22 protein-coding genes and 2 pseudogenes are annotated in these 21,934 nt (G+C 70.8%); 14 read left to right on the forward strand and 10 right to left on the reverse strand.

Annotated elements, in window-relative coordinates:
* Nucleotides 1-13 precede the first annotated feature (13 nt).
* The 6 genes from CBM2594_RS25600 to CBM2594_RS27050 form a co-directional block, all read right to left on the reverse strand.
* Complete coding sequence (locus tag CBM2594_RS25600) at nt 14-1,006, reverse strand: GDP-L-fucose synthase family protein (RefSeq protein WP_116359554.1); 993 nt, start codon at nt 1,004-1,006, stop codon at nt 14-16.
* A 28-nt stretch (nt 1,007-1,034) separates the two neighbouring features.
* The gene (gmd, locus tag CBM2594_RS25605) at nt 1,035-2,246 is read right to left on the reverse strand and encodes a GDP-mannose 4,6-dehydratase (RefSeq protein WP_174079152.1); all 1,212 of its coding nucleotides are present in this window, start codon (nt 2,244-2,246) and stop codon (nt 1,035-1,037) included.
* Between the two features lie 107 nt (nt 2,247-2,353).
* Nucleotides 2,354-3,307 carry a glycosyltransferase family 2 protein gene (locus CBM2594_RS25610; protein WP_116359555.1) on the reverse strand — a complete coding sequence of 318 codons (954 nt, stop codon included), beginning with the start codon at nt 3,305-3,307 and terminating at the stop codon, nt 2,354-2,356.
* An 84-nt stretch (nt 3,308-3,391) separates the two neighbouring features.
* The gene (locus tag CBM2594_RS25615) at nt 3,392-4,390 is read right to left on the reverse strand and encodes a helix-turn-helix transcriptional regulator (protein WP_116359556.1); all 999 of its coding nucleotides are present in this window, start codon (nt 4,388-4,390) and stop codon (nt 3,392-3,394) included.
* Between the two features lie 726 nt (nt 4,391-5,116).
* Nucleotides 5,117-5,434 (reverse strand): YXWGXW repeat-containing protein, encoded by a 318-nt coding sequence (locus CBM2594_RS25620; RefSeq protein WP_116359557.1) that lies wholly within the window; start codon nt 5,432-5,434, stop codon nt 5,117-5,119.
* 28 nt (nt 5,435-5,462) lie between these two features.
* Nucleotides 5,463-5,585, reverse strand: a complete 123-nt coding sequence (locus tag CBM2594_RS27050) for a hypothetical protein (protein ID WP_255638404.1) — start codon at nt 5,583-5,585, stop codon at nt 5,463-5,465.
* A gap of 407 nt (nt 5,586-5,992) precedes the next feature.
* Between CBM2594_RS27050 and CBM2594_RS25625 the strand changes: the two genes are divergently transcribed.
* Nucleotides 5,993-6,130: a hypothetical protein gene (locus CBM2594_RS25625; RefSeq protein WP_174079148.1), complete on the forward strand. Its 138-nt coding sequence runs from the start codon at nt 5,993-5,995 to the stop codon at nt 6,128-6,130.
* 73 nt (nt 6,131-6,203) lie between these two features.
* On the opposite strand, the gene CBM2594_RS25630 is transcribed toward CBM2594_RS25625, so the two are convergent.
* The gene (locus CBM2594_RS25630; RefSeq protein WP_198048210.1) at nt 6,204-7,481 is read right to left on the reverse strand and encodes a cyanate transporter; all 1,278 of its coding nucleotides are present in this window, start codon (nt 7,479-7,481) and stop codon (nt 6,204-6,206) included.
* Nucleotides 7,456-7,914 carry a nucleoside deaminase gene (locus CBM2594_RS25635; RefSeq protein WP_116359558.1) on the reverse strand — a complete coding sequence of 153 codons (459 nt, stop codon included), beginning with the start codon at nt 7,912-7,914 and terminating at the stop codon, nt 7,456-7,458. The genes CBM2594_RS25630 and CBM2594_RS25635 overlap by 26 nt, the downstream gene beginning before the upstream one ends.
* Nucleotides 7,915-8,091: 177 nt before the next feature.
* Between CBM2594_RS25635 and CBM2594_RS25640 the strand changes: the two are divergent.
* The 9 genes and pseudogenes from CBM2594_RS25640 to CBM2594_RS25675 form a co-directional block, all read left to right on the forward strand.
* A pseudogene (locus CBM2594_RS25640) lies at nt 8,092-8,928 on the forward strand (LysR family transcriptional regulator); the annotation flags it as partial.
* Nucleotides 8,913-9,584 (forward strand): annotated as a pseudogene (locus tag CBM2594_RS27230) (hypothetical protein); the annotation flags it as partial. The pseudogenes CBM2594_RS25640 and CBM2594_RS27230, both read left to right, overlap by 16 nt.
* A gap of 184 nt (nt 9,585-9,768) precedes the next feature.
* The gene (locus CBM2594_RS25645) at nt 9,769-10,206 is read left to right on the forward strand and encodes a hypothetical protein (RefSeq protein WP_116359559.1); all 438 of its coding nucleotides are present in this window, start codon (nt 9,769-9,771) and stop codon (nt 10,204-10,206) included.
* Nucleotides 10,206-10,904, forward strand: a complete 699-nt coding sequence (locus CBM2594_RS25650; RefSeq protein WP_116359560.1) for a C39 family peptidase — start codon at nt 10,206-10,208, stop codon at nt 10,902-10,904. The genes CBM2594_RS25645 and CBM2594_RS25650 overlap by 1 nt, the downstream gene beginning before the upstream one ends.
* A 10-nt stretch (nt 10,905-10,914) precedes the next feature.
* On the forward strand, nt 10,915-11,835 hold the full coding sequence (locus tag CBM2594_RS25655; protein WP_116359561.1) for a flagellin: 921 nt from the start codon (nt 10,915-10,917) through the stop codon (nt 11,833-11,835).
* Between the two features lie 75 nt (nt 11,836-11,910).
* Nucleotides 11,911-13,341, forward strand: coding sequence for an acetate kinase (locus CBM2594_RS25660; protein ID WP_116359562.1), 1,431 nt, complete (start codon nt 11,911-11,913; stop codon nt 13,339-13,341).
* 215 nt (nt 13,342-13,556) lie between these two features.
* Entirely contained in the window at nt 13,557-14,069 is a 513-nt protein-coding gene (locus CBM2594_RS25665) for a DUF1269 domain-containing protein (RefSeq protein WP_116359563.1), read from the forward strand.
* A 251-nt stretch (nt 14,070-14,320) separates the two neighbouring features.
* A complete protein-coding gene (locus tag CBM2594_RS25670) occupies nt 14,321-15,457 on the forward strand; it encodes an ABC transporter substrate-binding protein (protein ID WP_116359564.1) in 1,137 nt (378 codons plus the stop codon).
* A 48-nt stretch (nt 15,458-15,505) separates the two neighbouring features.
* Nucleotides 15,506-16,297: an SDR family oxidoreductase gene (locus tag CBM2594_RS25675; RefSeq protein WP_116359565.1), complete on the forward strand. Its 792-nt coding sequence runs from the start codon at nt 15,506-15,508 to the stop codon at nt 16,295-16,297.
* Nucleotides 16,298-16,375: 78 nt separating this feature from the next.
* Here the strand turns inward: CBM2594_RS25675 and CBM2594_RS25680 are convergent, their stop codons facing one another.
* Nucleotides 16,376-17,281, reverse strand: coding sequence for a LysR family transcriptional regulator (locus CBM2594_RS25680; protein WP_116359566.1), 906 nt, complete (start codon nt 17,279-17,281; stop codon nt 16,376-16,378).
* 111 nt (nt 17,282-17,392) lie between these two features.
* Here CBM2594_RS25680 and CBM2594_RS25685 point away from each other — a divergent pair, with 111 nt between their 5' ends.
* The 4 genes from CBM2594_RS25685 to CBM2594_RS25700 all read left to right on the forward strand — a co-directional run bounded on the left by CBM2594_RS25685 (nt 17,393) and on the right by CBM2594_RS25700 (nt 21,363).
* Nucleotides 17,393-18,754, forward strand: a complete 1,362-nt coding sequence (locus CBM2594_RS25685) for an acyclic terpene utilization AtuA family protein (protein ID WP_116359567.1) — start codon at nt 17,393-17,395, stop codon at nt 18,752-18,754.
* 11 nt (nt 18,755-18,765) lie between these two features.
* Entirely contained in the window at nt 18,766-19,119 is a 354-nt protein-coding gene (locus CBM2594_RS25690; protein WP_116359568.1) for an AtuA-related protein, read from the forward strand.
* Nucleotides 19,120-19,160: 41 nt separating this feature from the next.
* Complete coding sequence (locus CBM2594_RS25695; RefSeq protein WP_116359569.1) at nt 19,161-20,126, forward strand: Bug family tripartite tricarboxylate transporter substrate binding protein; 966 nt, start codon at nt 19,161-19,163, stop codon at nt 20,124-20,126.
* Between the two features lie 187 nt (nt 20,127-20,313).
* Nucleotides 20,314-21,363: an MBL fold metallo-hydrolase gene (locus CBM2594_RS25700; RefSeq protein ID WP_116359570.1), complete on the forward strand. Its 1,050-nt coding sequence runs from the start codon at nt 20,314-20,316 to the stop codon at nt 21,361-21,363.
* Between the two features lie 81 nt (nt 21,364-21,444).
* On the opposite strand, the gene CBM2594_RS25705 is transcribed toward CBM2594_RS25700, so the two are convergent.
* Nucleotides 21,445-21,834, reverse strand: a complete 390-nt coding sequence (locus tag CBM2594_RS25705) for a GNAT family N-acetyltransferase (protein ID WP_116359571.1) — start codon at nt 21,832-21,834, stop codon at nt 21,445-21,447.
* Between the last annotated feature and the right edge of the window lie 100 nt (nt 21,835-21,934).

The raw sequence follows: 21,934 nt of genomic DNA on the forward strand, positions 1-21,934 counted from the left end.
CGCGCGTTCGGGGTCAGGCCAGCGCGGCCGCGATGCCGCCGGGCAGCATGCCGGTGCGGCAGGCCTCGTCGTAGACGCCGCGCAGGCCGTCGCGCAGCGCAATGCGCGGGTGCCAGCCGGTGCGCATGATGGCGCTGCTGTCCAGCCGCTTGCGCGGGGTGCCGTCGGGCTTGCCGGCTTCGAAGACGATGGTGCCGCGATAGCCGGTGACCTGCGCCACCAATGCCGCCAGTTCGCCGATCGAGACCTCGTCGTCGCTGCCGACGTTGAGGAAGCCCGCGGGCGCGGCCTCGCGGTAGGCCGGCGCGGACAGCGCCATCACATGCAGGCAGGCGCGCGCCAGGTCGTCCGCATGCAGGAATTCCCGCAGGGGCTTGCCGGTGCCCCACACCGGCACGCGTTCGCTGCCGGCCAGGCGCGCGTCATGGAAGCGGCGCACCAGTCCCGGTATCACGTGGCTGTTGTCGGGGTGGTAGTTGTCGCCGGGCCCATAGAGATTGGTCGGCATCACGCAGCGATAATCGGTGCCGTACTGGCGGTTGTAGCTGTCGCACAGCATGATGCCGGCGATCTTGGCGATGGCGTAGGGCGCGTTGGTCGGCTCCAGCGCGCCGGTCAGCAGCGACGCTTCGCGGATCGGCTGCGGCGCCAGCCGCGGGTAGATGCAGCTCGAGCCCAGGAACAGCAGCCGCCGCACGCCGGCCTGCCAGGCGCCATGGATCACGTTGGTGGCGATGGCCAGGTTCTGGCGGATGAATTCGGCGGGGTAGGTGTTGTTGGCATGGATGCCCCCCACGCGCGCGGCGGCCAGGTAGACCGCGTCGATGCGCTCGCCGGCGAAGAACGCCTGCACCTGCGCCTGGTCGCACAGGTCCAGCTCGGCGTGCGTGCGCGTGACGAGGTCGGCGCCGCCCTGCGCGCGCAGGGCGCGCTCGATCGCCGAGCCCACCATGCCGCGGTGGCCGGCCACAAAGATGCGCGGGCGCGCTGCCAGGGCCTGGTTCATGGGTGCCTCGCGTTGGCCGTGCCAGCGGCTACTCAAGATGGTTGAAGGCCTGGAAGCCGGCCAGCCTGACCAGCGCGTCGCGGCGCGCCGCGGCGTAGTCGGCCTCGATCATTTCGCGGACCAGTTCGGCGAAGCCGATGCGCGGGGTCCAGCCCAGGCGCTCGCGCGCGCGGCTGGCATCGCCGAGCAGCGTTTCCACCTCGGTCGGCCGGAAGTAGCGCGGATCGACCCGCACCACGATCTCGCCCGGCTTGCATGCCGGCGCGATCGCACCGGCGCGGGCGGGCGGATCGACCTGCTCGACGATGCCGACCTCGTCGACGCCGCTGCCATGGAAGGTGATGGTGATGCCCAGCTCGCGCGCCGCGCGCTGCACGAACTCGCGCACGCTGTGCTGCTCGCCGCTGGCGATGACGAAGTCTTCGGCCGCCGGCTGCTGCAGCATCAGCCACTGCATCTCGACGTAGTCGCGCGCATGGCCCCAGTCGCGCAGCGCCGACAGGTTGCCCAGGTACAGCGTTTCCTGCAGCCCCAGCGCGATGCGCGCGATCGCGCGCGTGATCTTGCGGGTGACGAAGGTCTCGCCGCGCACCGGGCTTTCATGGTTGAACAGGATGCCGTTGCAGGCGTACATGCCGTAGGCCTCGCGGTAGTTCACCGTGATCCAGTAGGCGTAGAGCTTGGCGGCGGCATACGGGCTGCGCGGGTAGAACGGCGTGGTTTCCTTCTGCGGGATTTCCTGCACCAGCCCGTAGAGTTCGGAGGTCGAGGCCTGGTAGAAGCGCGTGAGCTTCTCCATCCCCAGGATGCGGATCGCCTCGAGCAGGCGCAGCGTGCCGATGGCGTCGGTGTTGGCGGTGTACTCGGGCTCTTCGAACGAGACCTGCACGTGGCTCTGCGCGGCGAGGTTGTAGATCTCGTCGGGCTGCGACTGCTGCACCACGCGCACCAGGCTGGCGGTGTCGGTCATGTCGCCGTGGTGCAGGATCAGCCGGCGCTCCTGCGCCTGCGGGTCCTGGTACAGGTGGTCGATGCGCTCGGTGTTGAACAGCGAGCTGCGCCGCTTGATGCCGTGGACTTCATAGCCCTTGCCCAACAGCAGTTCGCACAGGTAGGCGCCGTCCTGCCCGGTGATGCCGGTAATCAGCGCGCGGCGGATGCCGTTGCGCCCGCGTGGCGGGGCCCGCTCCGGCCCGCTGGCAGTGATATGACCAAGAGTGTCCAGCTCGTTTGCGCCCATGGCTCTGATCCGTTAGCAAGTGGGGCGACTGTAGCGCCGCACTGCGGCAGCGCACCGTCTGCTACCCCACACAACGGCGGCTGGCGCTGTGGGCGCACCGCCACGGATCAGGTGCGCGGCAGCGGCGCCGTCACCTCGGCGCGGGGGCGCGCTTCGGTGCCGTCATGCGCAGGCGCAAGCCGCAAGTGCTGCCACAGCAGGCGCGTGGTGGTGCAGAACGGCGCCACGCCGCGCCAGCCGCTGCGCTGCAGGTGCTGGCCGAGGTTGTGCGGCAGCGCCAGCATCAGGAACAGCGCGGCCTTGCCGTGGCGGTGCTGGCTGCGCCCGTAGCGGTGCAGCATGGTGGCCATGCGCGCGGCATCGGCGGCGGGGCTGCCCTCGCATGGCGCCGGCTGCTGCGCATCGAGCTGGTTCATCGCGCTCGGGACCAGCTCGATGCGGCAGCCGCAGCCATAGACCGCGCGCCCGGTCAGGTCGGCGACGTCGTAGCCGGCATCGAGGTGTTCATCGAACGGCAGCCGTTCCAGCAGCGCGCGCGGGAACACCGTGCTCGCCAGCACCACCGCGCACAGCGGCCGCGCGCGCGCGTTGCCGCGCGGCGGCTGGCGCAACGGCTGCCCGAGGAAGTCCTGGCGCTGCGGACGCAGGCACTGGCCCGCGCACAGCGCCGTGCCGGTCAGCACCAGCGCGTCGGCGTTGCCGCCGGCGGCGACGCGGTAGATGAAGTCGTCGGCCAGGCGCTCGCCCATCTGCTGCAGGAAGGTTGGCCCGAGCGCGGCGTGGTCGTCGAGAAACAGCACATGGGTGCCGGTGGCTGCGCGCAGCAGCCGGTTGCGGCTGGCGGCGGCGCCGCGCCGGGGACCGTCCAGGCAGGGGATGTCGGGGTACGCGTCGCGCATCAGCGCGCGCGTGGCGTCGTCGCTGCTGTCATCGCAGACGATCAGCTGGTGGGGCGGCATGGTCGATGCCGCGATCGACTGCAGGGTCCGGCGCAGGCCCGCCGGATGGTCGCGCGTGCTGACGCACACGGAAAAGCTGGGCAAGAACGTGCTGGCTTGCATGATGACCCCTCCCGTCCGGCAAGCGCCGGGTTTGCGCCGGCCCGTCTGTGCGGGCGCGGCGCGGCAAAGCTGGCGCAGCAGTGCTCAGACTGCTTGCCTGACCGCCTGGCACGGCGGTTCGCTGCGTCTCGTGGCCACCCCGGTGGCCACCCCGGTGGTCACCCCGGCGCCATTGGTTTCGCGCGTGATGCGTTCGTCGCCGCTGACCCATTCCAGCGTGGCGCCGCGCTGCAGGGCGGCGTAGACGGCCTCGCCCTTGTTGCGCACCTTGAGGCGCTGGTACAGCGTGCAGGCGTGGCTCTTCACCGTTGCCACCGAGATGTTGAGCATGCGGCTGACGGTCTTGATCGGATAGCCGCGCGCCAGCAGCACCAGCACTTCGTACTGGCGCGGCGTGATCTTGAGCATCTCGGCCTCGTCGTAGCCGGGTTCTTCCTCGCTCAGCGGCATGGCAGCGGGCGTTGGCGACAGCGCCGCCGGCGCGGACAGCGGCTGGCCGGGCCGCAATTCGGTCAGGTCGCGCAAGGCCATGGTGGTACGCATGGCGGCGCGCGGGGTGCTGGCGCAGGACGCCAGCGCCAGCTGCTCCCCCGGCGCCTGGCCCGGATGCGCGGCGCTGAGCGGCAGCGGCGCCGCCGAGGCGAGTGACTGCGTGGCGGGCATCGCCGAGCGCGACGCCGACGGCAGGGTGCCGGTCTCGGCGCTGAACACCAGCCCCTGCACGCCCGACACGGCCATGCGGATGGCGGCCTCGATCACCGCCAGCGAGGCGGACTTGGGCAGGCAGCCGCAGATGCCGCGCGCGCTGTCCGCGCTTGGCACATGCAGGGGCAGGGTGTCGGCGAGGATCAGGATGCGTTGCGGCGCGAGCGTCTGCCGGGCTTGTTCCAGCAGCGCCCAGCCGGGCGCGGGGTCGGCGGGCATGCCAAATACCAGCAGGTCCGCGTTATGGTGCCGGGCGTCCAGCCTGGCCATTTCCGTTGGTGCTAGGGCCGCAACCTGCGCGGATTCGTGGATGTTCTCGAGCATCTGCAACAGCCCGAGCCGGAGCAGCGGATGCTCCTCGATCAGCAACGCATTCATGGACTTCACTCCCCGTTTTTTACCCGGGCGGACTGTGGGGCACTTTTCGTATGGAGGACATGAGAGGACCGCAGTCACCGCGATGGCCGGTGGCTGGTGGTTGTCTCGTTGGCTGACCCCCATGCTTCCATGCCGGGCGGTTCCGTTGTTCTGGCAGGAACTTGCCCATGGCTGGAAGGATGAACCCGAACCCGAACCTGGGTACTTGCTTTGCTCCAAAATCAGTTGGAATTCATCTTATGGGCTGGGTGAGGGGAATGCAAGCCAGCGGGCTGGGGGTGGAATGAGGGAGGGAGTGAAAGGACCGTCATAATCCTTTCAAATAAATCGCATTTATGCCTGGCAGGTTCCGGGAACGGCGCGCTGGCGCCGTTCCCGGCGGTTTCACGGATGTGACATACAGAATTTAATTGGTTGCAATTCTGAAACAGTTTCTATTATCCATGGCACGATATGACGGCTTTATAACCCTATTGAGGGATGTCCGAAATACACGATCAGCGGCGCTGCTCCAATTATGAAACGCGCTCCGGAAAGGTTTGTTGTTTAATCAATTCAGCAGCTTTCCCGGCGGCTCGCGCGCATGGCCTAGTGCATAAGGATGAGGCGCGGATACCACCATGGATGAGGGCTGCGGCGCCGGCGGCACCGGCCGCGCCGGGCTTGCCACCACCCATCGGTGGGGAGGCAGGCCGCGGTGCAGGATGATGGCGCCGGCTGCCTGGCTCAGCGTACCCAGCGGCCCGGGCGCATGACCCAGCCGTGCGGCCCGCGCACCCAGCGCTCGGGCACATAGCGGTAGCCGACGCGCTGCGGCTGCCAGTAGCCACCGCGCCAGGCGTATCGTGCGCCGCGGGCTTCCCAGTGGCCCGGGACCCAGACCTGGCCGCGGCGCGCGGCCGGGTGCGGCTCGTAGCGCGGCGGCGGCGGCGGGTGGCCGTAGCCGCGGGCGACGGGCGCCGTATGGGCTTCGGCGGGGGCGGTCAGTCCGAAGGCGCCGCCCGTGGCAAGGACGGCTGCTGCAAGCAGGAGTTGGCGTTTCATGGGAGGGCTCCTTTGGGCGGTGGCGGAATCAATAGTGGTGATGGTGGTGGTGGCGCGGCGGCGGGCCACCGCGCGGGGGCACCACGATGCAGGCGGAAAGCAGTGCGGCGGTGGTGGACAGCAGCACGACCAGGGAGAGGGCGCGTTTCATCAGGGCTCCTGGCGGGATCGCGTTGGACATGGCCCCAATGTAGCGGCCGGGCCCCGCGCTGCGCGCTTGCACTTGTAAGCCTGTCTCACAAGGGGGATGGCGCGGACCAGCTGCCGCTGCGCCGGCGTGCCCCGCCGGAAGTCCTTGCCAGGCAAGGCCTGGCGGGCGCGGTGGCGGCCACGGCGAGCGGCGCCGGGGCAGAACGTCGAACGTAATGTGACGTTACATGGGAAATAATTCTCGCAAGGCTGGCGGTCCCGGCGGCGCCGCTGCCGTGGTCCCGGCCGGCCCGGCAGGCGCGCAGAAACGGGTACGCCGGGGCGCGCCAGCGGCGCTGCATTTGGCGCCACCGGGGCGCGATGGGCTATACCAGTGGGAAGTGGCCATGTATGCGGGAAGGAGGCGCCATGCCGGTCATGCTTATCGTGCTTGCCTTGCAATGGTTGCAGGGCCTGTCGCCGCCCGCCGCGGCATTGTTCGCACTGCCGCAGGCGCAGGTGCCGGCGGATGCCACCGCCGTGGTGGAGGCCGCGCCGGCCCGCTGAGCTTGCCAACCGGTCGTCAGGCTGATGCCCGGACTGGTATCAACCGTGCGCCGTCATCGCGGCCAGGCCGGTTTCATCCAGCCTTTGCGCTGCCGGCGGGCGCCGGCAACGCAAAGGATGCGCCGTAGCGCGCCGGGTCCAGCCGCATGGTCAGCACGCCGACCAGCGCCGCGCACGCCAGGTGGTACCACCAGCCCGCGGCGAAGCTGCCGGTGCGCGCCTGCAGCATGGCGGTGATCCACGGCGCCAGCGACGCCAGCAGGAAGCCGCCGCCCTGCATCACCGCGCTCAGCGCGCCGGCGCTGTCGGCGTCGGGCAGGTGGTCGAGCGCCACCACCAGGTACAGCGCAAAGCAGCCGCCCAGGCCGGCGCCGCCGATCACGGCCCAGGCGTGCGGGGCCGCGTCCGGCCACAGCGCCAGCCCGGCAAAGCCGGCAACCTGCAGGGCCAGCGCCAGCGCCATCCACGCGCGCCGGTCCAGGCGGCGCGCCGCCAGCGCCGGCAGCAGCAGCGCGGCGGCGGCCTGCGCCACCGCCATCAGCGCCACTAGCGAACCGCTCGCCGGCGCGCTCCAGCCGTGGCTCTGGTAGAACGGCGCCAGCCACGCCACCAGCGACGCATAGCCGCCGTTCATCACGCCAAAGCAGGCCATCAGCAGCCACGTGCGCGGGCGCCGCAACAGCGCGCGGGTCTTGCCGGCGCCGATGGCCGGGGCGGCCGCCAAGGCCGGCGTGCCGGCCGCGCCGCGCGGCAGCGCCCACCACGCCAGTGCCAGCGCGGCCAGCGCGGGCACGGCCCACAACGCCAGCGCCTCGCGCCAGCTGCCGGCCAGCCCGGACACATAGGGCGACAACTGCGCGCCCAGCGCGCCGCCCCCCATCAGCGCCGCCGAATACAAGCCCATCACCGGCGCCACGCGCGCCGGGAATTCCTGCTTGACCAGCCCCGGGCACGCCGCCTGCACCACCGCCACGCCCAGCCCGCACAGCGCCGCCGAGGCGATCAGCCAGGTCCCGCCGGCCACGCCCAGCCGCAGCGCGCAGCCGGCGCCAAGCAAGGCCAGCGCGCCCAGCACCGCGGTGCGCGCGCCCAGCCGCGCGCGGATGGCCGGGCCGAAGAACGCGCCCACCCCCATCAGCAGCATCGGCAGCAGCGTCAGCCAGGCCATGCCCTGGTAGGTGAGGCCGGTGCCGCCGCGGATGGCGGGCGCCAGCGGCCCCACCGCGGTCAGGAACGGCCGCAGGTTCAGGCCGATGCCGGCCACGGCCGCCAGCACCAGCCAGCGCGGGGGCGCGCGGTGCGCGCGGTGCGCGGGCTTGGCGCCCTCAGCCACGGCGCGCGCGCATGCCATAGAGCTGCGCGGCGGAGAGGTCGACCGGCACCCGCGTGAGCGGCAGCGGCGGCGGGTCGAGCGGCAGGCGCAGCGCCTGGTAGGCGGCCTCGCTCGACATGCCGTAGGGCGCGGCATCGTCGTTGTCGAAGGCGTAGTAGACCGCCTGCACCCCGGCCATGGTCATCGCCGCCAGGCACATCGGGCACGGGTGGCCGCTGGCATAGACCACGCTGCCGCGCAGGTCGGGCCGCCCCAGCTTGCGCGCGGCGGCGCGCACCGCCTCCATCTCGGCATGGGTGGTGGGGTCGTGGCTGTGGACGATGTCGTTGACGCCGGTGGCAACGGCTTCGCCGTCGAGCACCAGCACGGCGCCGAAGGGACGCGCGCCGCGGTCGCGGTTGGCCACCGCGAGGCGGACCGCCTCGCGCATGAATTCCTGGTGAGTCGTCATGGTTGGCAGAAAAGTGGGTACATGCTCGCGTGCGACGCGGCATGAAGCTTGAGATTTGGGGGCGATGGCACCCGGACGCGGGCCGGGGCATCGTGCCGAACTGTACGCCGGGCCTTGGTAATTGGGAAATTAAATGATGAAATCGCCGGCAGTGGAAAAACCAATGGATAAGCCGCCATGCAGGACCCCCATCTCGACCCCGTGCTGCTGCAGAGCTTTGTCGCCGTCGCCGAGAGCGGCAGCTTTACCCGCGCCGCCCAGCGCGTGCACCTGACCCAGTCCACCGTCAGCCAGCAGGTGCGCCGGCTGGAAGAGCAGCTCGGCTGCGTGCTGCTGGACCGCGGCGGGCGCTATGTCACCACCACGCCGGAAGGCGAGCGCCTGCTGGGCTATGCGCGCCGGCTGCAGCAGCTGATGGCCGAGGCGGTGGGGCAATTGCGCCAGAGCGCCGGCCAGGGCGAGATCCGGCTGGGCGTGCCCGAGGACTTTGCCGCGCGGCCGCTGACCCCGGTGCTGGCCGGGTTTGCCGATGACTGGCCGGGCATGCGGCTGGAGGTGACCAGCGGCATGAGCCACGAGCTGTGGCAGCGCTTCCAGGACCGCGAGCTGGACCTGGTGCTGGTCAAGCAGCGCACCGGCCAGGCGCAGGGGCTGGCCAGCTGGCCCGAACCGCTGTGCTGGATCGACAGCCGCAGCCGCCCGGCGGTGGCGCGCGACCCGGTGCCGCTGGTGGCGTTCCCGGTGGGCGGTTTGTATCGCGGCGAGATGACGCACGCGCTCGACGCCGGCGGCCGGCGCTGGCGCGTGGCCTTTGTCAGCGCCAGCCTGGCCAGCATCCTGGCGGCGGTGGCCGATGGCCTGGGCGTAACGCTGCTGCCGCGGCGGCTGGCCACGGCGCATCACACCGTGCTGGAGCATGGCTGGCCCGCCGCGGTGCCGGATATCGAACTGAGCCTGCACGCGCAGCCCGACCTGCCGGCCGCCGCGCGCGACATGGCGGCGCGGCTGGCGGCGCGGGCGGCAGCGGCGGCGATGCCAACGGCCGTGGCGCGGATGCCGGCGGTGCCGGCGGCGCCGGTGGCGGATCCGGCGCGACCGGGACCAACACGGCGGGCGCGGGTACCGGCACGGGCGGCGGCGCGGGTGCCTCCGGCGGTGCGGGCGGTTCCGGCAGCTCCGGCTCGGCCGCGACCGGCGGCGCCGGCAGCGGCACGGGCGGCGCGGGCGGCTCGAGCGGCGCGGGCTCGACGGCGACGGCTGGCAACGGCACGGCGACCGGCGGTGCCGGCGGCGCGCAGAGCAGCACCGGCGGTGCCGGCGGCGCGGGCGCGGCGGCTACCTCGGGCGCGGCCAACGCGCTGGCGTCGAACGGCAGCGCCACCGCCGGTGACGGCGGCGACGGCGGCAACGGCGGCAACGGCGGCAGCGGCGGCGCGGCCACCGGCGGCACCGGCGGCGTGGGTGGCGTGGGCAACGGCGGCGCTGGCGGTACCGGCGGTGCTGGCGGCTACAACCTCGTCGACGCAGGCACCTTCAACATGTCCAACACCATGACCAGCGTCGGTCAGACGGCGGCGGGCATCATGATGGCCAGCCAGAACAGCGGCGTGGCTTCGCTGGTGCAGCAAAGCGTGAACGTGCAGGCCAACCTCAACGTGGGCGGCAGGTAAGACGCGCAACGCGGCCGGATTCCCGGGGCCTGCCTCGGGGCCGGCCGGCGGTTTCGCAGTCATGCCGGCAGGACCGGCGCCCGCATCCTGTGTGCGGGCGCCCGGGCCCTGTCATGCCTACGCAAGCCAAGTTGCCATGCAGCCGGCTGCAGAAAGCCGGCGCATCGGCAGGGGGGGAGATACCATGCAACCGGTCCGCTTCGCCGTCGGCGCCTTTGCCGCGGCATTACTTGCCTGGCCAGCCTTGGCCCACGCGGAGCCGCCAGGGCTGGAGGCCGCCATGGCCGCTGCGCGCGCGGAGTCTGCCGCGGCCATCCGGGCGGCGCCAGGCGACACCGCGACAGAGGCCACGCGCACACCGGCCACCTCGTTCGCCGGCGTGGCGAAAGCCGTGCCCGTGTCCCGGCTCAATGATGTCCGCGGCGGTGCCGAAGTCACCGTCAACGATATGCGCCTGCACGGCACCGTGGCCGACAACGCCGCGGTCAATACCTTGTCCGGCGCGAACCACATCACCGAAGGCGCGTTCTCGAATGCGGCGGGGATCCCCACCGCGATCCAGAACTCGGGATCGAACGTGCTGATCCAGAACGCCACCATCGTCAACGTCCAGTTCAGATGATGAAGCCGCTGCGAATCCTGCTGGCGTGCGTGCCGTGGCTGCTGGCCGGGGCGCACGTGCCCGGCGCGCAGGCCGCGGACGTCGCGATGTACGGCCCGGTCGGCGAACCCTACAGCGTGCGCGTCACCAGCATTCGCGAGGCGCGCTTCAAGTCCACCATTCGCCAGCAGTTCGACTTCAGCTGCGGCTCGGCCGCGGTGGCCACGCTGCTGACGTACCAGTACGGCCATCCGATCAACGAGGCCACGGTGTTCCGCAACATGTACCTCAACGGCGACCAGCAGAAGATCCGCGCCGAGGGGTTCTCGCTGCTGGACATGAAGCGCTTCCTGGCGGCGCTGGGCTATGAGGCCGATGGCTTCGAGCTGCCGCTGTCCAAGCTGGAGGAAACGCAGGTGCCGGCGATCGTGCTGATCGTCGAGAACGGCTACCACCATTTCGTGGTGGTCAAGGGGGTGAAGGGCGACCGCGTGCTGGTCGGCGATCCGGCGCGCGGCACGCGCGCGATGTCGCGAGAACAGTTCGAGCGCATCTGGGACAGCCAGCTGCTGTTCGTGATCCACAACCGCGCCGACCGCGCGCGCTTCAACGTCGCCGCGGACTGGCGCGTCGCGCCCAGCGGTCCTTACTGGATGGGCGTCAACCGGGACAACCTGTTCTTCACGGTCATGCCCCGGCATGGCGCCGGGGATTTTTGAGGAACGCATCATGTTGCAGACTTCCTTGCCGGCCCCGGCCGTGCCACGCAGCGCCGCCTCCGCGGCCGCGGCGATGGTGCTGGGCGCAGGCCTGGCGTGCGCCGGCACGGCACAGGCCGGCATGCCGCCGCAGCCCGGGCCGCCCGATGCCTCGGCGCTGCCGTCGCAGGCAGCGATGGCCGCGCGCGAGCGTGCCGACCCTCATCCCCTGGCCGCCGCGCGCGGCGGCATGGCCGGCTGGAAACCGGTGGCGCACGACAAGCTCGACGACATGCGCGGCGGCTTCGAGATGTCCGGGCTGCAGGTTTCGTTCGGTATCGAACGCGCGGTGTACATCAACGGTGACCTGGTGGTCGCCACCAGCATTAACATCCCAGACATCAGCCGCATCACTGCCGACCAGGCCGCGCGGCTCGCCGCGACGCTGGGGCCGGCCATCGCAGCCAGCACCAATGCCGCGGTGGCCAACGCGCTGGCGGGCAACCCGGTCACGGCCGACGCTGCCGCGGCGATGGGCGCCAACGGCGCCGGCGCGGCGGCATCGGCTTCGGGCGGCGCAGGGGCGGGCGGTACGGCTTCGGCAGCGGCCAATGGCGGCGCCGCCGCCAGCGCCGGTGCGGCGGGCGGCAGTAGCGCCGCTGCCGGTGCGGCAGGCGCGGCGGGCCTGCCCGGCACCGTCGTCAGTACCGCCACGGGCCAGGTCGTGACCAACGGCTTGCTGAACGTGATCCAGAACGGCCCGGGCAATGCCGCATCGGTGGGGGCGCTGGCGGGAACGCCGGTGACCGTGATCCAGAACACATTGAACAACCAGAGCATCCGGAGCCTGATGACAATCGACGCAAGCGTCAATACGCTGCAGGCCTTCCGGTCGCAACTGGCCAACACGGCGCTGAACGATGCGCTGCTGCGGGCCGCGAGCATGAGATAGCCGTTAGCGAGGTAGCTGGCAGTACAGGTCGCAGGCTCCTGCAGAACAGCCTGTCGTCCGGGGGAGGAAGACGTGATGAAGAAGCGGTCGATGCAGGGCATCCGCAATGCGGGATGCTCGACGTTGCTGTTGCTCGGCGGACTGGCGCAGGCACAGACGCCGCCGGAGGCGGGGCCACCCGCGGCGGGACTGGAGTCCCTGCAGAGGGAGCTCGCCGACCAGGCCACCCAGCTCGACGCCATGAAGCGCGCGCTGGCCGAACAGGAGGCCGTGATCCGCGAACTGCGCAGCGTGATCGGCACCGAGGTGCTGGCCACCAAGCGCGGCGGGCAGCGCACCGGCCCCGGCGTGATGCCGGCCGACAACGCCACCAACGCCGCCACCGCGGCAGCGGCGGCCAGTGCCACGCAGGGCGCGCCGGGTCTGGGCAGCAGCCCGCAGCAGGTCATGGCCCAGGGGCCGCAGCCCGGCGCACAGCAGGGCGAGTCCGCCAGCCCGCAGACGGTGGCGATGGACGAGCCCGTGGGCCGTCCGCCCGAGAGCGACCAGCGCCCGCCCGAGGTGGCGCCGCTGATCGACCAGCCCGGGGTGCTCACCGGCGAGGGCAAGTTCGTGGTCGAGCCGGGCTTCCAGTACGGCTATTCGTCGAACAACCGCGTCGCGCTGGTCGGCTACTCGATCATCCCGGCCATCCTGATCGGGCTGATCGATGTGCGCGAAGTCAAGACCTCGACCTATATCGAATCGATCGCGCTGCGCTACGGCGTGACCAAGCGGCTCGAGATCGAGGCCAAGGTGCCGTACGTGCAGACCTCGGGCTCGACCATCAGCCGCGAGGTCTTCACCGGCACCGCCTTCGACAACGTGTTCAATTCCAGCGGCAAGGGCATGGGCGATGTCGAGGCCACGGTGCGCTACCAGCTCAACTACGGCAATGAGCGCATCCCGTACTTCGTCGGCTGGCTGCGCTACAAGTCCGCCACCGGCAAGGACCCGTTCGAGGTGGTCACCGATTGCGTGACGCGCTGCGTGGGCAATGCCACCGGCACCGGCCTGCCGCTGGGGCTGCCCACCGGCACCGGCTTCCAGGCGATCCAGCCCGGCATCACGTGGCTGCTGCCGACCGATCCGGCGGTGTTCTTCGGCACCTTCAGCTACCTGCACAACTTCGCGCGCAACAACGTCAGCCGCACCGTGCTGAACGGCGAGAAGGAGAACCTTGGCAAGATCGCGCCGGGGGACATCTTCGAGTTCAGCTTCGGCATGGGGCTGTCGCTCAACGAGAAGGCGTCGTTCAGTATCGGCTACGACCAGGCCATCATCTGGCCGACCAAGCAGAACGGCCAGACCGTGCCGGGCTCGGTGCGCGTGACGCAGGGCACCTTGCTGGTGGGGTATTCGTACCGCTTCAACAACCGCTACACGCTGAACCTTTCGGTGGGCGCAGGGCTGACGCGCGATACCCCGGACCTGCAGGTCAACGTGCGCCTCCCGATCACTTTCTGAAGCGCCGGCGCGGCGCGCTGCGCCGACGTAATGCGTGCCCCGCTCCGCGCGGGGCACGCGTGCGCGTCACATCTTCCGGCACCGTGCGCCAGCGCCGAAACGCGCCTTGCGCTGGCCCCGTGAACGGCGTACAAAGAAATAACCCCGCGCCGCCAGCGGTACTTTCCGACCTGCTTCAACCTCACCGGTAGTGCGGCCTGAACAAGGAGAGAGACATGCGCAAACGCATCTTCTGGTTGTTGCCCGACCTGTCGAGTGCCCGACGCACCATGGATGACCTGCTGCTGGCTCGCGTCGAGAACCGCCACATCCACTTCGTGGCGCGCGACGGTGCCGACATGACCGGCCTGCATGAAGCCAACCTGTTCCAGACTTCCGATATCGTCCATGCGGCCGAAATGGGCCTGATGGTCGGCGGCGGCGTGGGCGTGGTGGCCGGCGTGGTGGTGGCGATGTTCCCCATCGTCAGCGACACCCCGCAGTGGGGGCTGGTCGGCGTGCTCGCGGTGCTGGGCGCGGTGTTCGGGGCCTGGGCCGCGAGCATGATCGGCAGCTCCGCGCCCAACAGCCGGCTGCGCGCGTTCGAGAAGGACATCGAGGCGGGCAAGATCCTGCTGATGGTGGACGTGCCGCGCACGCGCGTCGAAGAAATCGAAACCCTGCTGCGCAACGCGCATCCGGAAGCCAGCTTCGCCGGCGTCGATCCGGCCATCCCGGCCTTCCCCTGATATTCCCCTGATCCGGCGCCTGTGTTCGTAGCGCGGCGCTGCGTGTCTTGTCTCCTGGCGCGCCATGCATGCGCGCCGCGGCCCGCACCGGAACCGCCCCGGTTCCGGTGTGATGCCGCTGCAACACCCCCTGCTTTCCCGGTTTGCCCACGTCACACGCATGCGGTAACTTGCGTGACGGCGCGCGGGCCATGCCTGCTGCGCCGCCACAAAACAATGAAAGCAGCCGTCCAGGCGGAGGGGTCGAGACAATGAAGGCGAAATGGATCGCGTGCGGCGTGCTGGCCGCCACGCTGGGGTGGGCCGCGCACACGGCCCGGGCAGAGCCGGGCGTGACCCGCAACACCATCCGCATCGGCCAGTCGGCCGGCATCACGGGGCCGGTGGCGGGCTCGGTCAAGGAGCAGATCGCCGGCGCGCAGGTGTACCTGCGCACGGTCAATGCCAGCGGCGGCGTGGCGGGCCGGCGCATCGAGCTGGTCACCTACGACGACGGCTTCGATGCCAAGCGCACGCCCGACAACGTGCGCAAGCTGCTCGACGAAGACAAGGTGTTCGCGCTGTTCATGGTGCGCGGCACGCCGCAGAACGAAAGCATCCTGCCCATCATCGCCGCGCAGAAGGTGCCGCTGGTGGCGCCGCTGACCGGCGCGATCACGCTGCACCGGCCGGTGAACCGCTACGTCTTCAACGTGCGCGCCAAGTACCAGGACGAAGTGGCGCGCGCCATCAATCACCTGGCCACGTCCGGCATGAGCCGCATCGGCATCTTCTACGCCAACGACGGCTTCGGCCAGGACGTGCTGGAGGGCTACAGCACCGCGCTGCAGGCACGCGGCGTGCAGCCCGCGGCGACGGTCAACTTCGCCCGCCCGATGGGCGACATCGGCCAGGGCGTGGCCGCCATGCACAAGGCCAACCCGCAGGCGGTGCTGGTGATCGGCTCCGGCTCGGAAGCGGCGCGCATCATCCGCGAACTGCGCCGGGCCGGCAGCGAGGCGCAGTTCGTCACGCTGTCCAACAATGCCGCCGACGCCTTTATCCGCGAACTGGGCGACGACGCGCGCGGCCTGATCATCACGCAGGTGGTGCCGGGCACCAACTCCAGCCAGATGACGCTGGCCAGCGAATACCGCAGCCTGGCCAAGCAGCAGGGCGTGGAGCCGTCCAACGCCGGCATGGAGGGCTTCATGTCGGCCAAGGTGCTGGTCGAAGGCCTGCGCCGCGCCGGACCCGACCTGACCCGCGAGCGGCTGGTCGCGGCGCTGGAGGGGATGCGCGACTTCGACCTCGGCGGCATCCTGATCAGCTACAGCGCCGCGCGCCACACCGGCTCGTCGTTCGTCGAAATGTCGATCGTGTCGTCGACCGGCAAGCTGATCCGCTAGCGCGCGGCCACCGGTGCGGGGGCCGGTGGCTGCGGTATAGTCGCCCGCATGGCTATTCCGATCCCTTCCCCCGATTCCCGTACCCCGTTCGCGCTGCATGGCCGCGTCGCGCTGGTGACCGGCGCCGCGCAGGGCCTGGGCCTGGCGATCGCCGCCGGGCTGGCCGATGCCGGCGCCCATGTGCTGGTGGTGGCCCGCAATGCGCCGCGCGTGCACGAGGCCGTCGCCACGCTGGCAGCGCGCGGCGGCAGCGCCGAGGCGCTGGTGCTCGACATCACCGACGAGGCCGCGGTGGCGGCGGCGTTCGACCGCATCGACGCCGATCATGGCCGGCTCGACATCCTGGTGAACAACGCCGGCGCGCGCAACCGCAGCAACATGGCGCAGCTCGATGCCGGCGACCTGCGCGCCATGCTCGAGACCAACCTGGTGGCCCCTTACGCGCTGTGCCGGCTGGCCGCGCAGCGCATGCGCCACGGCGGCTACGGGCGTATCGTCAATGTCAGCTCGATCGCGGGCCAGGTGGCGCGCGCCGGCGACGTGCTCTATCCCGCCACCAAGGGCGGCCTGGACGCGCTCACGCGCGCCATGGCCGCCGACCTGGGCCGCCACGGCGTCACGGTCAATGCGGTCGCCCCCGGCTACTTCGCCACCGAACCGAACCAGCCGATGGTCGAGGACGAGAGCGTGGCCGAGTGGCTGCGCCAGCGGACGTCACTGGGCCGCTGGGGCCAGCCGCAGGAGGTGGCGGGCGCGGTGGTGTTCCTGGCATCGCCGGCGGCGTCCTACGTCACCGGGCAGGTGCTGGCGGTCGACGGCGGCTATCTCGGGCACTTCTGAACCGGGCACTGCAGGCGCGCCGCGCCCTGCCTTTTCGCCAAAGCGTACCCAATTCTGCGTGCCGATCCTGCCCGTGGATCAGCGCCGCGCCGGCGCCTTGCCGCCGCGGTAGAACGCCTGCAGGGCCTCGATCATCGCCGCGGCCGCGGCCGAGTCGCCGCGGTCCCTGAGCCGCACCAGGCTGATATCGCGCACCAGCGAAGGCAGCTGCAGCGGCCGGATCGCCAGCCCCTCGCGGCGGAACTGGAACAGCGCCAGTGACGGCACCGCGCTGATGCCCAGCCCCGCCTGCACCAGCGCCGCCACCGTCGCCAGGTGCTCCACCTCCATCACGCTGGCCAGGCGCAACGGATGCAGCGCCGCGTCCAGGTGCTGGCGCACGCTGGTCGTGCGCGACAGCTGGATGAACGGCAGCCCCGCCAGCATCTCGGGGGTGATGCGCCGCTTGCGCGCCAGCGCATGGTCCGCCGGGCAAACCAGGTGGAAGGTGTCGCGCACCAGCGGCTCGACGCGCAGGTCGTCGTCCTGCGCCGGCGCGGGCGCCAGCGCAAAGTCGGCGCGGCCCTGCCGGACCAGCTCGATGCAGCCGTCGGCAAGCTGGTCGAACAGCTCCAGCACGATGCCCGGATAGCGCGCGCGAAACCGCGCCAGCAGCGGCGGCAGGTCGCCGCCGGCGAGCGAGGGCAGCGCGGCGATCGAGACCCGGCCCTTGCGCCGCTCGGCGTGCGCGCGCAGGTCTTCGAACGCGCTCTCGAAGTCGGCCAGCAGCCGGCGTGCGGTCTGCTCGAAGCGCACGCCGTCCGTGCTCAGCTCCACATGGCGCGTGGTGCGTTCGAACAGCCGGCTGCCGGCCTGCTCTTCCAGCGTCTGCACCAGCGCGCTGAAGGCCGACTGCGACAGGTGGCAGGCACGCGCCGCGCGCGTGAAATTGCGATAGGTGGCCAGCGCCACGAAGGCGCGCAGGTGCTTGACCGAGAGGTTCATGGCGCCGGCGGATATATTCAGGAAGTCGATAGATTAATCCAAATAATCCGTTTTTTGGCTCGGCGCGCCGCCCCTAGAATGGGATCGACCTGCCAACCCTTGCTCCCAACCATGACTGCTCCCTTGCTGATCGGCTCCGGCGCCGGCTTTTCCGGCGACCGCACCGACGCCGCGCTGCCGGTGGTGCGCACGCTGATCGCCGCGGCGCAGCCGGCCGCGCTGATCTTCGAGACCCTGGCCGAGCGCACGCTGGCGCTGGCGCAGCTGGCGCGGCGCAACGATCCCGCGCAGGGCTACGAGCCGCTGCTCGATGCGCTGCTGGCGCCGGTGCTGGTCCTGTGCCTGCAGCACCGCATTCCCATCGTCGGCAATTTCGGCGCCGCCAACCCGCGCGCGGCCGCGCGGCGCGTGCGGCAGCTGGCGCGGGAACTGGGCCTGACGGCGCCGCGCGTGGCGGTGGTGGAGGGCGATGACCTGTCCGATGAAGGGGGGCGCGCGCGCCTGCACGGCATCCTGGGCGACGCCTTCGACGCCGAACGCTTTGTCTGCGCCAACGCATATATCGGCGCGCAAGGCATTGCCGATGCCCTTGCCGCCGGGGCCCAGGTGGTGGTGTGCGGGCGCGTGGCCGACCCGGCGCTGGCGGTGGGGCCGGCGATGGCGCACTTCGGCTGGGCGTGGGACGACTGGGACCGGCTCGCCGCCGCCACCATGGCCGGGCACCTGCTGGAATGCGGGGCGCAGGTCACCGGCGGCTACTTTGCCGATCCGGGGCGCAAGGAGGTGCCGGACGTGCACGCGCTGGGCTTCCCGATCGCGCAGCTCGATGCCGACGGCGGCATCGAGATCTTCAAGGCCGCCGATACCGGCGGCTGCGTCGACCTGCGCACGGTCAAGGAACAGCTGCTGTACGAGGTGCACGACCCGTGCGCGTACCTGACGCCGGACGTGGTGGCCGATATCGGCGCCGTCACCGTGGCGCAGCTGGGGCCGGACCGCGTGTCGGTGCGCAATGTGCGCGGCCACCCGCGCCCGGCGCAGCTCAAGGCCAATGTGTTCAGCCACGGCGGCTGGCTGGCCGAGGGCGAGATCTCCTACGCCGGCCCCAATGCCGCGGCGCGCGCGCGGCTGGCCGCCGATATCCTGCGCCGGCGCATGCGGATGCTGGGCCACGACGCGCCGATCCGCTTCGACCTTATCGGCGTGCTCAGCGTGCTGGCCGACGATGCCGGCGCCATGCTCGCGCAGCCCCAGCCGCACGAGGCGCAGGCGCAGGACGTGCGCCTGCGCGCCGCGCTGGCGCATGACGACCTGGCCGTGGCGCAGGCGCTGCAGCGCGAGGTCAACGCGCTCTACACGTGCGGCCCCGCCGGCGGCGGCGGCGTGCGCACCGCGCAGCGCGCGCGGCTGAACGCGGTGTCGTGCCTGGTGCCGCGCGCAGCGGTCACGCCCACCCACACCTTCATCGACTGAGGAAGTCCGCCATGACCGCCACCGCAACGCTCTACCAGTTCGCCCATGGCCGTACCGGCGACAAGGGCGACCGCTCCAACATCAGCGTGATCGCCTACGACCCGCGCGACTTCGACCACCTGGTGGCGCACGTGACCGAAGACGCGGTGCGCGAGCTGTTCCGCGCGCGCCGGCCCGCTGCGGTCACGCGCTACCTGGTGCCGTCGCTGCATGCGATGAACTTCGTCCTCGACGGCGTGCTCGATGGCGGCGTCAACGATGCGCTCAACCTCGACACCCACGGCAAGGCGCTGTCGTTCCGCCTGCTGCAGCTCGAGATCCCGCTGCCGCCGCGGCTCGCGCCGGGCGCTGCGGACCACCGCTGAACCCTGCCTTCACCCGATAACGATTTCAACAGGAGACCTCCATGCATCCGTTCTTCAAGCCACTGGCCGTTGCCGCGCTCGCGCTGATCCTTCCCGCCGGCCAGGCCTGGGCCGAGTTTCCCGACAAGCCGATCCGCTTCGTGGTGCCGTTCGCCGCGGGCAGCGCCACCGACCAGCTCGCGCGCGCCATCGGCCAGGCCATCACCGTGGACAGCAAGGTCACCGTGGTGGTCGACAACAAGCCGGGCGCGAACGGCTTTATCGCCGCGTCCGACGTGGCCAAGGCGGCGCCGGACGGCTACACCGTGCTGATCAGCACCAACACCACGCATGCGGCCAACGAGCACCTGTTCAAGAAGCTGCCCTACGACCCGGTCAAGGACTACACGCCGGTCACGGCGCTCGGGCGCGGCGGCCAGATCATGGTGGTCAACCCGCAGGTGCCGGCCAAGACCGTGGGCGAGTTCATCGCGCTGGCGCGGCAGCAGCCCGGCAAGCTCAGCTTCGGCAGCGGCAGCTCGTCGTCGCGCATTGCCGGCGAGCTGTTCCAGCAGATGGCGCAGGTGCAGCTGCTGCACGTGCCGTACAAGAGCAACCCGCTCGCCATCACCGACCTGCTCGGCAACCAGATCCAGATGATGATCACCGACACCGCCACCGGGCTGCCGCAGGTCAAGAGCGGCAAGCTGCGCGCGCTGGGCGTGTCGGGCAAGGCGCGCTCGCCGCTGGCGCCGGAGGTGCCCACCATCGACGAGGCCGGCGTCAAGGGCTACGAGATGAGCTACTGGTTCGCCGCCTACGCGCCCGCGGGTACGCCGCAGCCTGTGGTCGCCAGGCTCAACGCGATGATGGTGAAGGCCGCGCGCAGCGAGACCGCCGCCGGCTTCTACAAGTCCACCGGCACGGAAGTCTTCACCAGCACGCCCGCGGAGCTGGCGAAGTTCCAGTTGCAGGAGTCCGGCAAGTGGGGCCGCATCATCAAGGCGGCGAATATCCAGCCAGAGTGAAACGCGGGCGGCGCAAGCTCCCATGCATGGAAAACGGGGCCACGTTGCCCCGTTTTTTACGCAGAAGTAGGTACGCTTTGACCCTTGCGGCCTTGTCGGGCAAGGCGCGGCTAAGATATGCGCTGGCCGCGCGCCCGCTCGCGCCGGCCTGCTCCTCCGATAACACCAACCAGAACAGGATCAGGATATGAAGCTGCAGTCCGTGGTGCGCCATGCAACCTCCAGCCATCGCCAGCGCCCGACGCTGCGCCGGGCCCTATCGGCTGCCGTCATTGCCATCGCCATGGGCGGCGCCGTGCTGTCCGGCGGCGTTGCCAGCGCGCAGACCGCCACGCCGCCGGCGCAGCAGAAGACCCAGGTGCCGGGCTACTACCGCATGATGATCGGCCAGCTGGAAGTCACCGCGCTCTATGACGGCTACATCGACCTGGACCCCAAGCTCTTCAAGTACACCAGCGCGCGCGAAGTGCAGAGCCTGCTGGCGCGCATGTTCGTGGCTTCGACCCCGGGCATGCAGACCGCGGTCAACGCCTACCTGATCCATACCGGCAGCCGCCTGGTGCTGGTCGATACCGGCGCGGCGGGCTGCTTCGGGCCGACGCTGGGGCGCATCGGCGAGAACCTGCGCGCCGCCGGCTATGCGCCCGAGCAGGTCGATACCGTGCTGCTGACGCACCTGCATGGCGACCATGCCTGCGGCCTGGCCACGGACGGCAAGGCTGCGTTCCCGAATGCGACGGTCTATGTCGACAAGGCCGACCTCGACTACTGGCTCAGCGATGCCAACGCCGCCGCCGCGCCGAAGGCAGCGCAGGGCCTGTTCGCCATGGCGCGTGCCGCGGTGGCGCCGTACCAGGCGGCGCAGCGCTTGCAGACCTTCAACGGCGCGGCCGCCACCGAACCCATTGCCGGCGTGCGCGTGGTGCAGGCCAACGGCCACACCCCCGGCCACAGCGGCTACCTGTTCACCTCGGGCAACGACAGCCTGCTGCTGTGGGGCGACATCGTGCACAACCACGCGCTGCAGCTGCGCCGGCCGCAGGTGGCGATCGAGTTCGACGTGGACAGCAACCAGGCCGTGATCACGCGCAAGCGCATCCTGGAGCAGGCCGCCCGGGGGCGGTTGTGGGTGGGCGGCGCGCACATGCCGTTCCCGGGGCTGGGCCATGTGCGCCGCGAGACCGCGGGCTATGCGTGGGTGCCGGCCGAGTACGGCCCGATCCGCGGCGACCGCTAGCCACGCGCGGTGGCTCAGGCGTTCCAGCGGAGGAAGTGGGAGACGCTGATGCTGCGCCGGGGTGGCGCTGGCCGGGGAAGCTCAGGGCCGGCGCCGCTCCATCGCGACCATCGAGGGGGTAAAGCCGAGCTGGCCGAAGAAGGCGGCCTCGGACGAGCGCGCCGCGCGCAGCATCCAGCTGATATCGGGATCGCTGCCGACGATATGCCGCACCAGCGCGCGGCCGATGCCGTGACGGCGGTGGCCGGGCGCCACCACCACCATCGACAGGAAGCCGTCGCAGACGTCGTCGCACAGCGCGCGGGCAAAGCCGATGACCTCGCCATGCTCGACCGCCACGGCCACGCGCTGCGAGTTGGCCACCAGCCGCGCGAATTTCTCGGGTCCGCCCACCCGGTGAGCCCAGCCATTGGCGATCAGTAGTTGTCTGGCTGCCTCGAGGTCGTCGGGCAACAGGTTACGGATTTCCATTGGCGGCTCTCCCAGCAAAGCGTGTACGGCCCCCTCGCCGCCCCTTGCCACCAGGGACGCCGCGAGTCGAGAACGGCACGGCAAGCCGTGCTGTGCAATT

It is taken from the genome of Cupriavidus taiwanensis, assembly GCF_900249755.1.
Classification (GTDB): domain Bacteria; phylum Pseudomonadota; class Gammaproteobacteria; order Burkholderiales; family Burkholderiaceae; genus Cupriavidus; species Cupriavidus taiwanensis_D.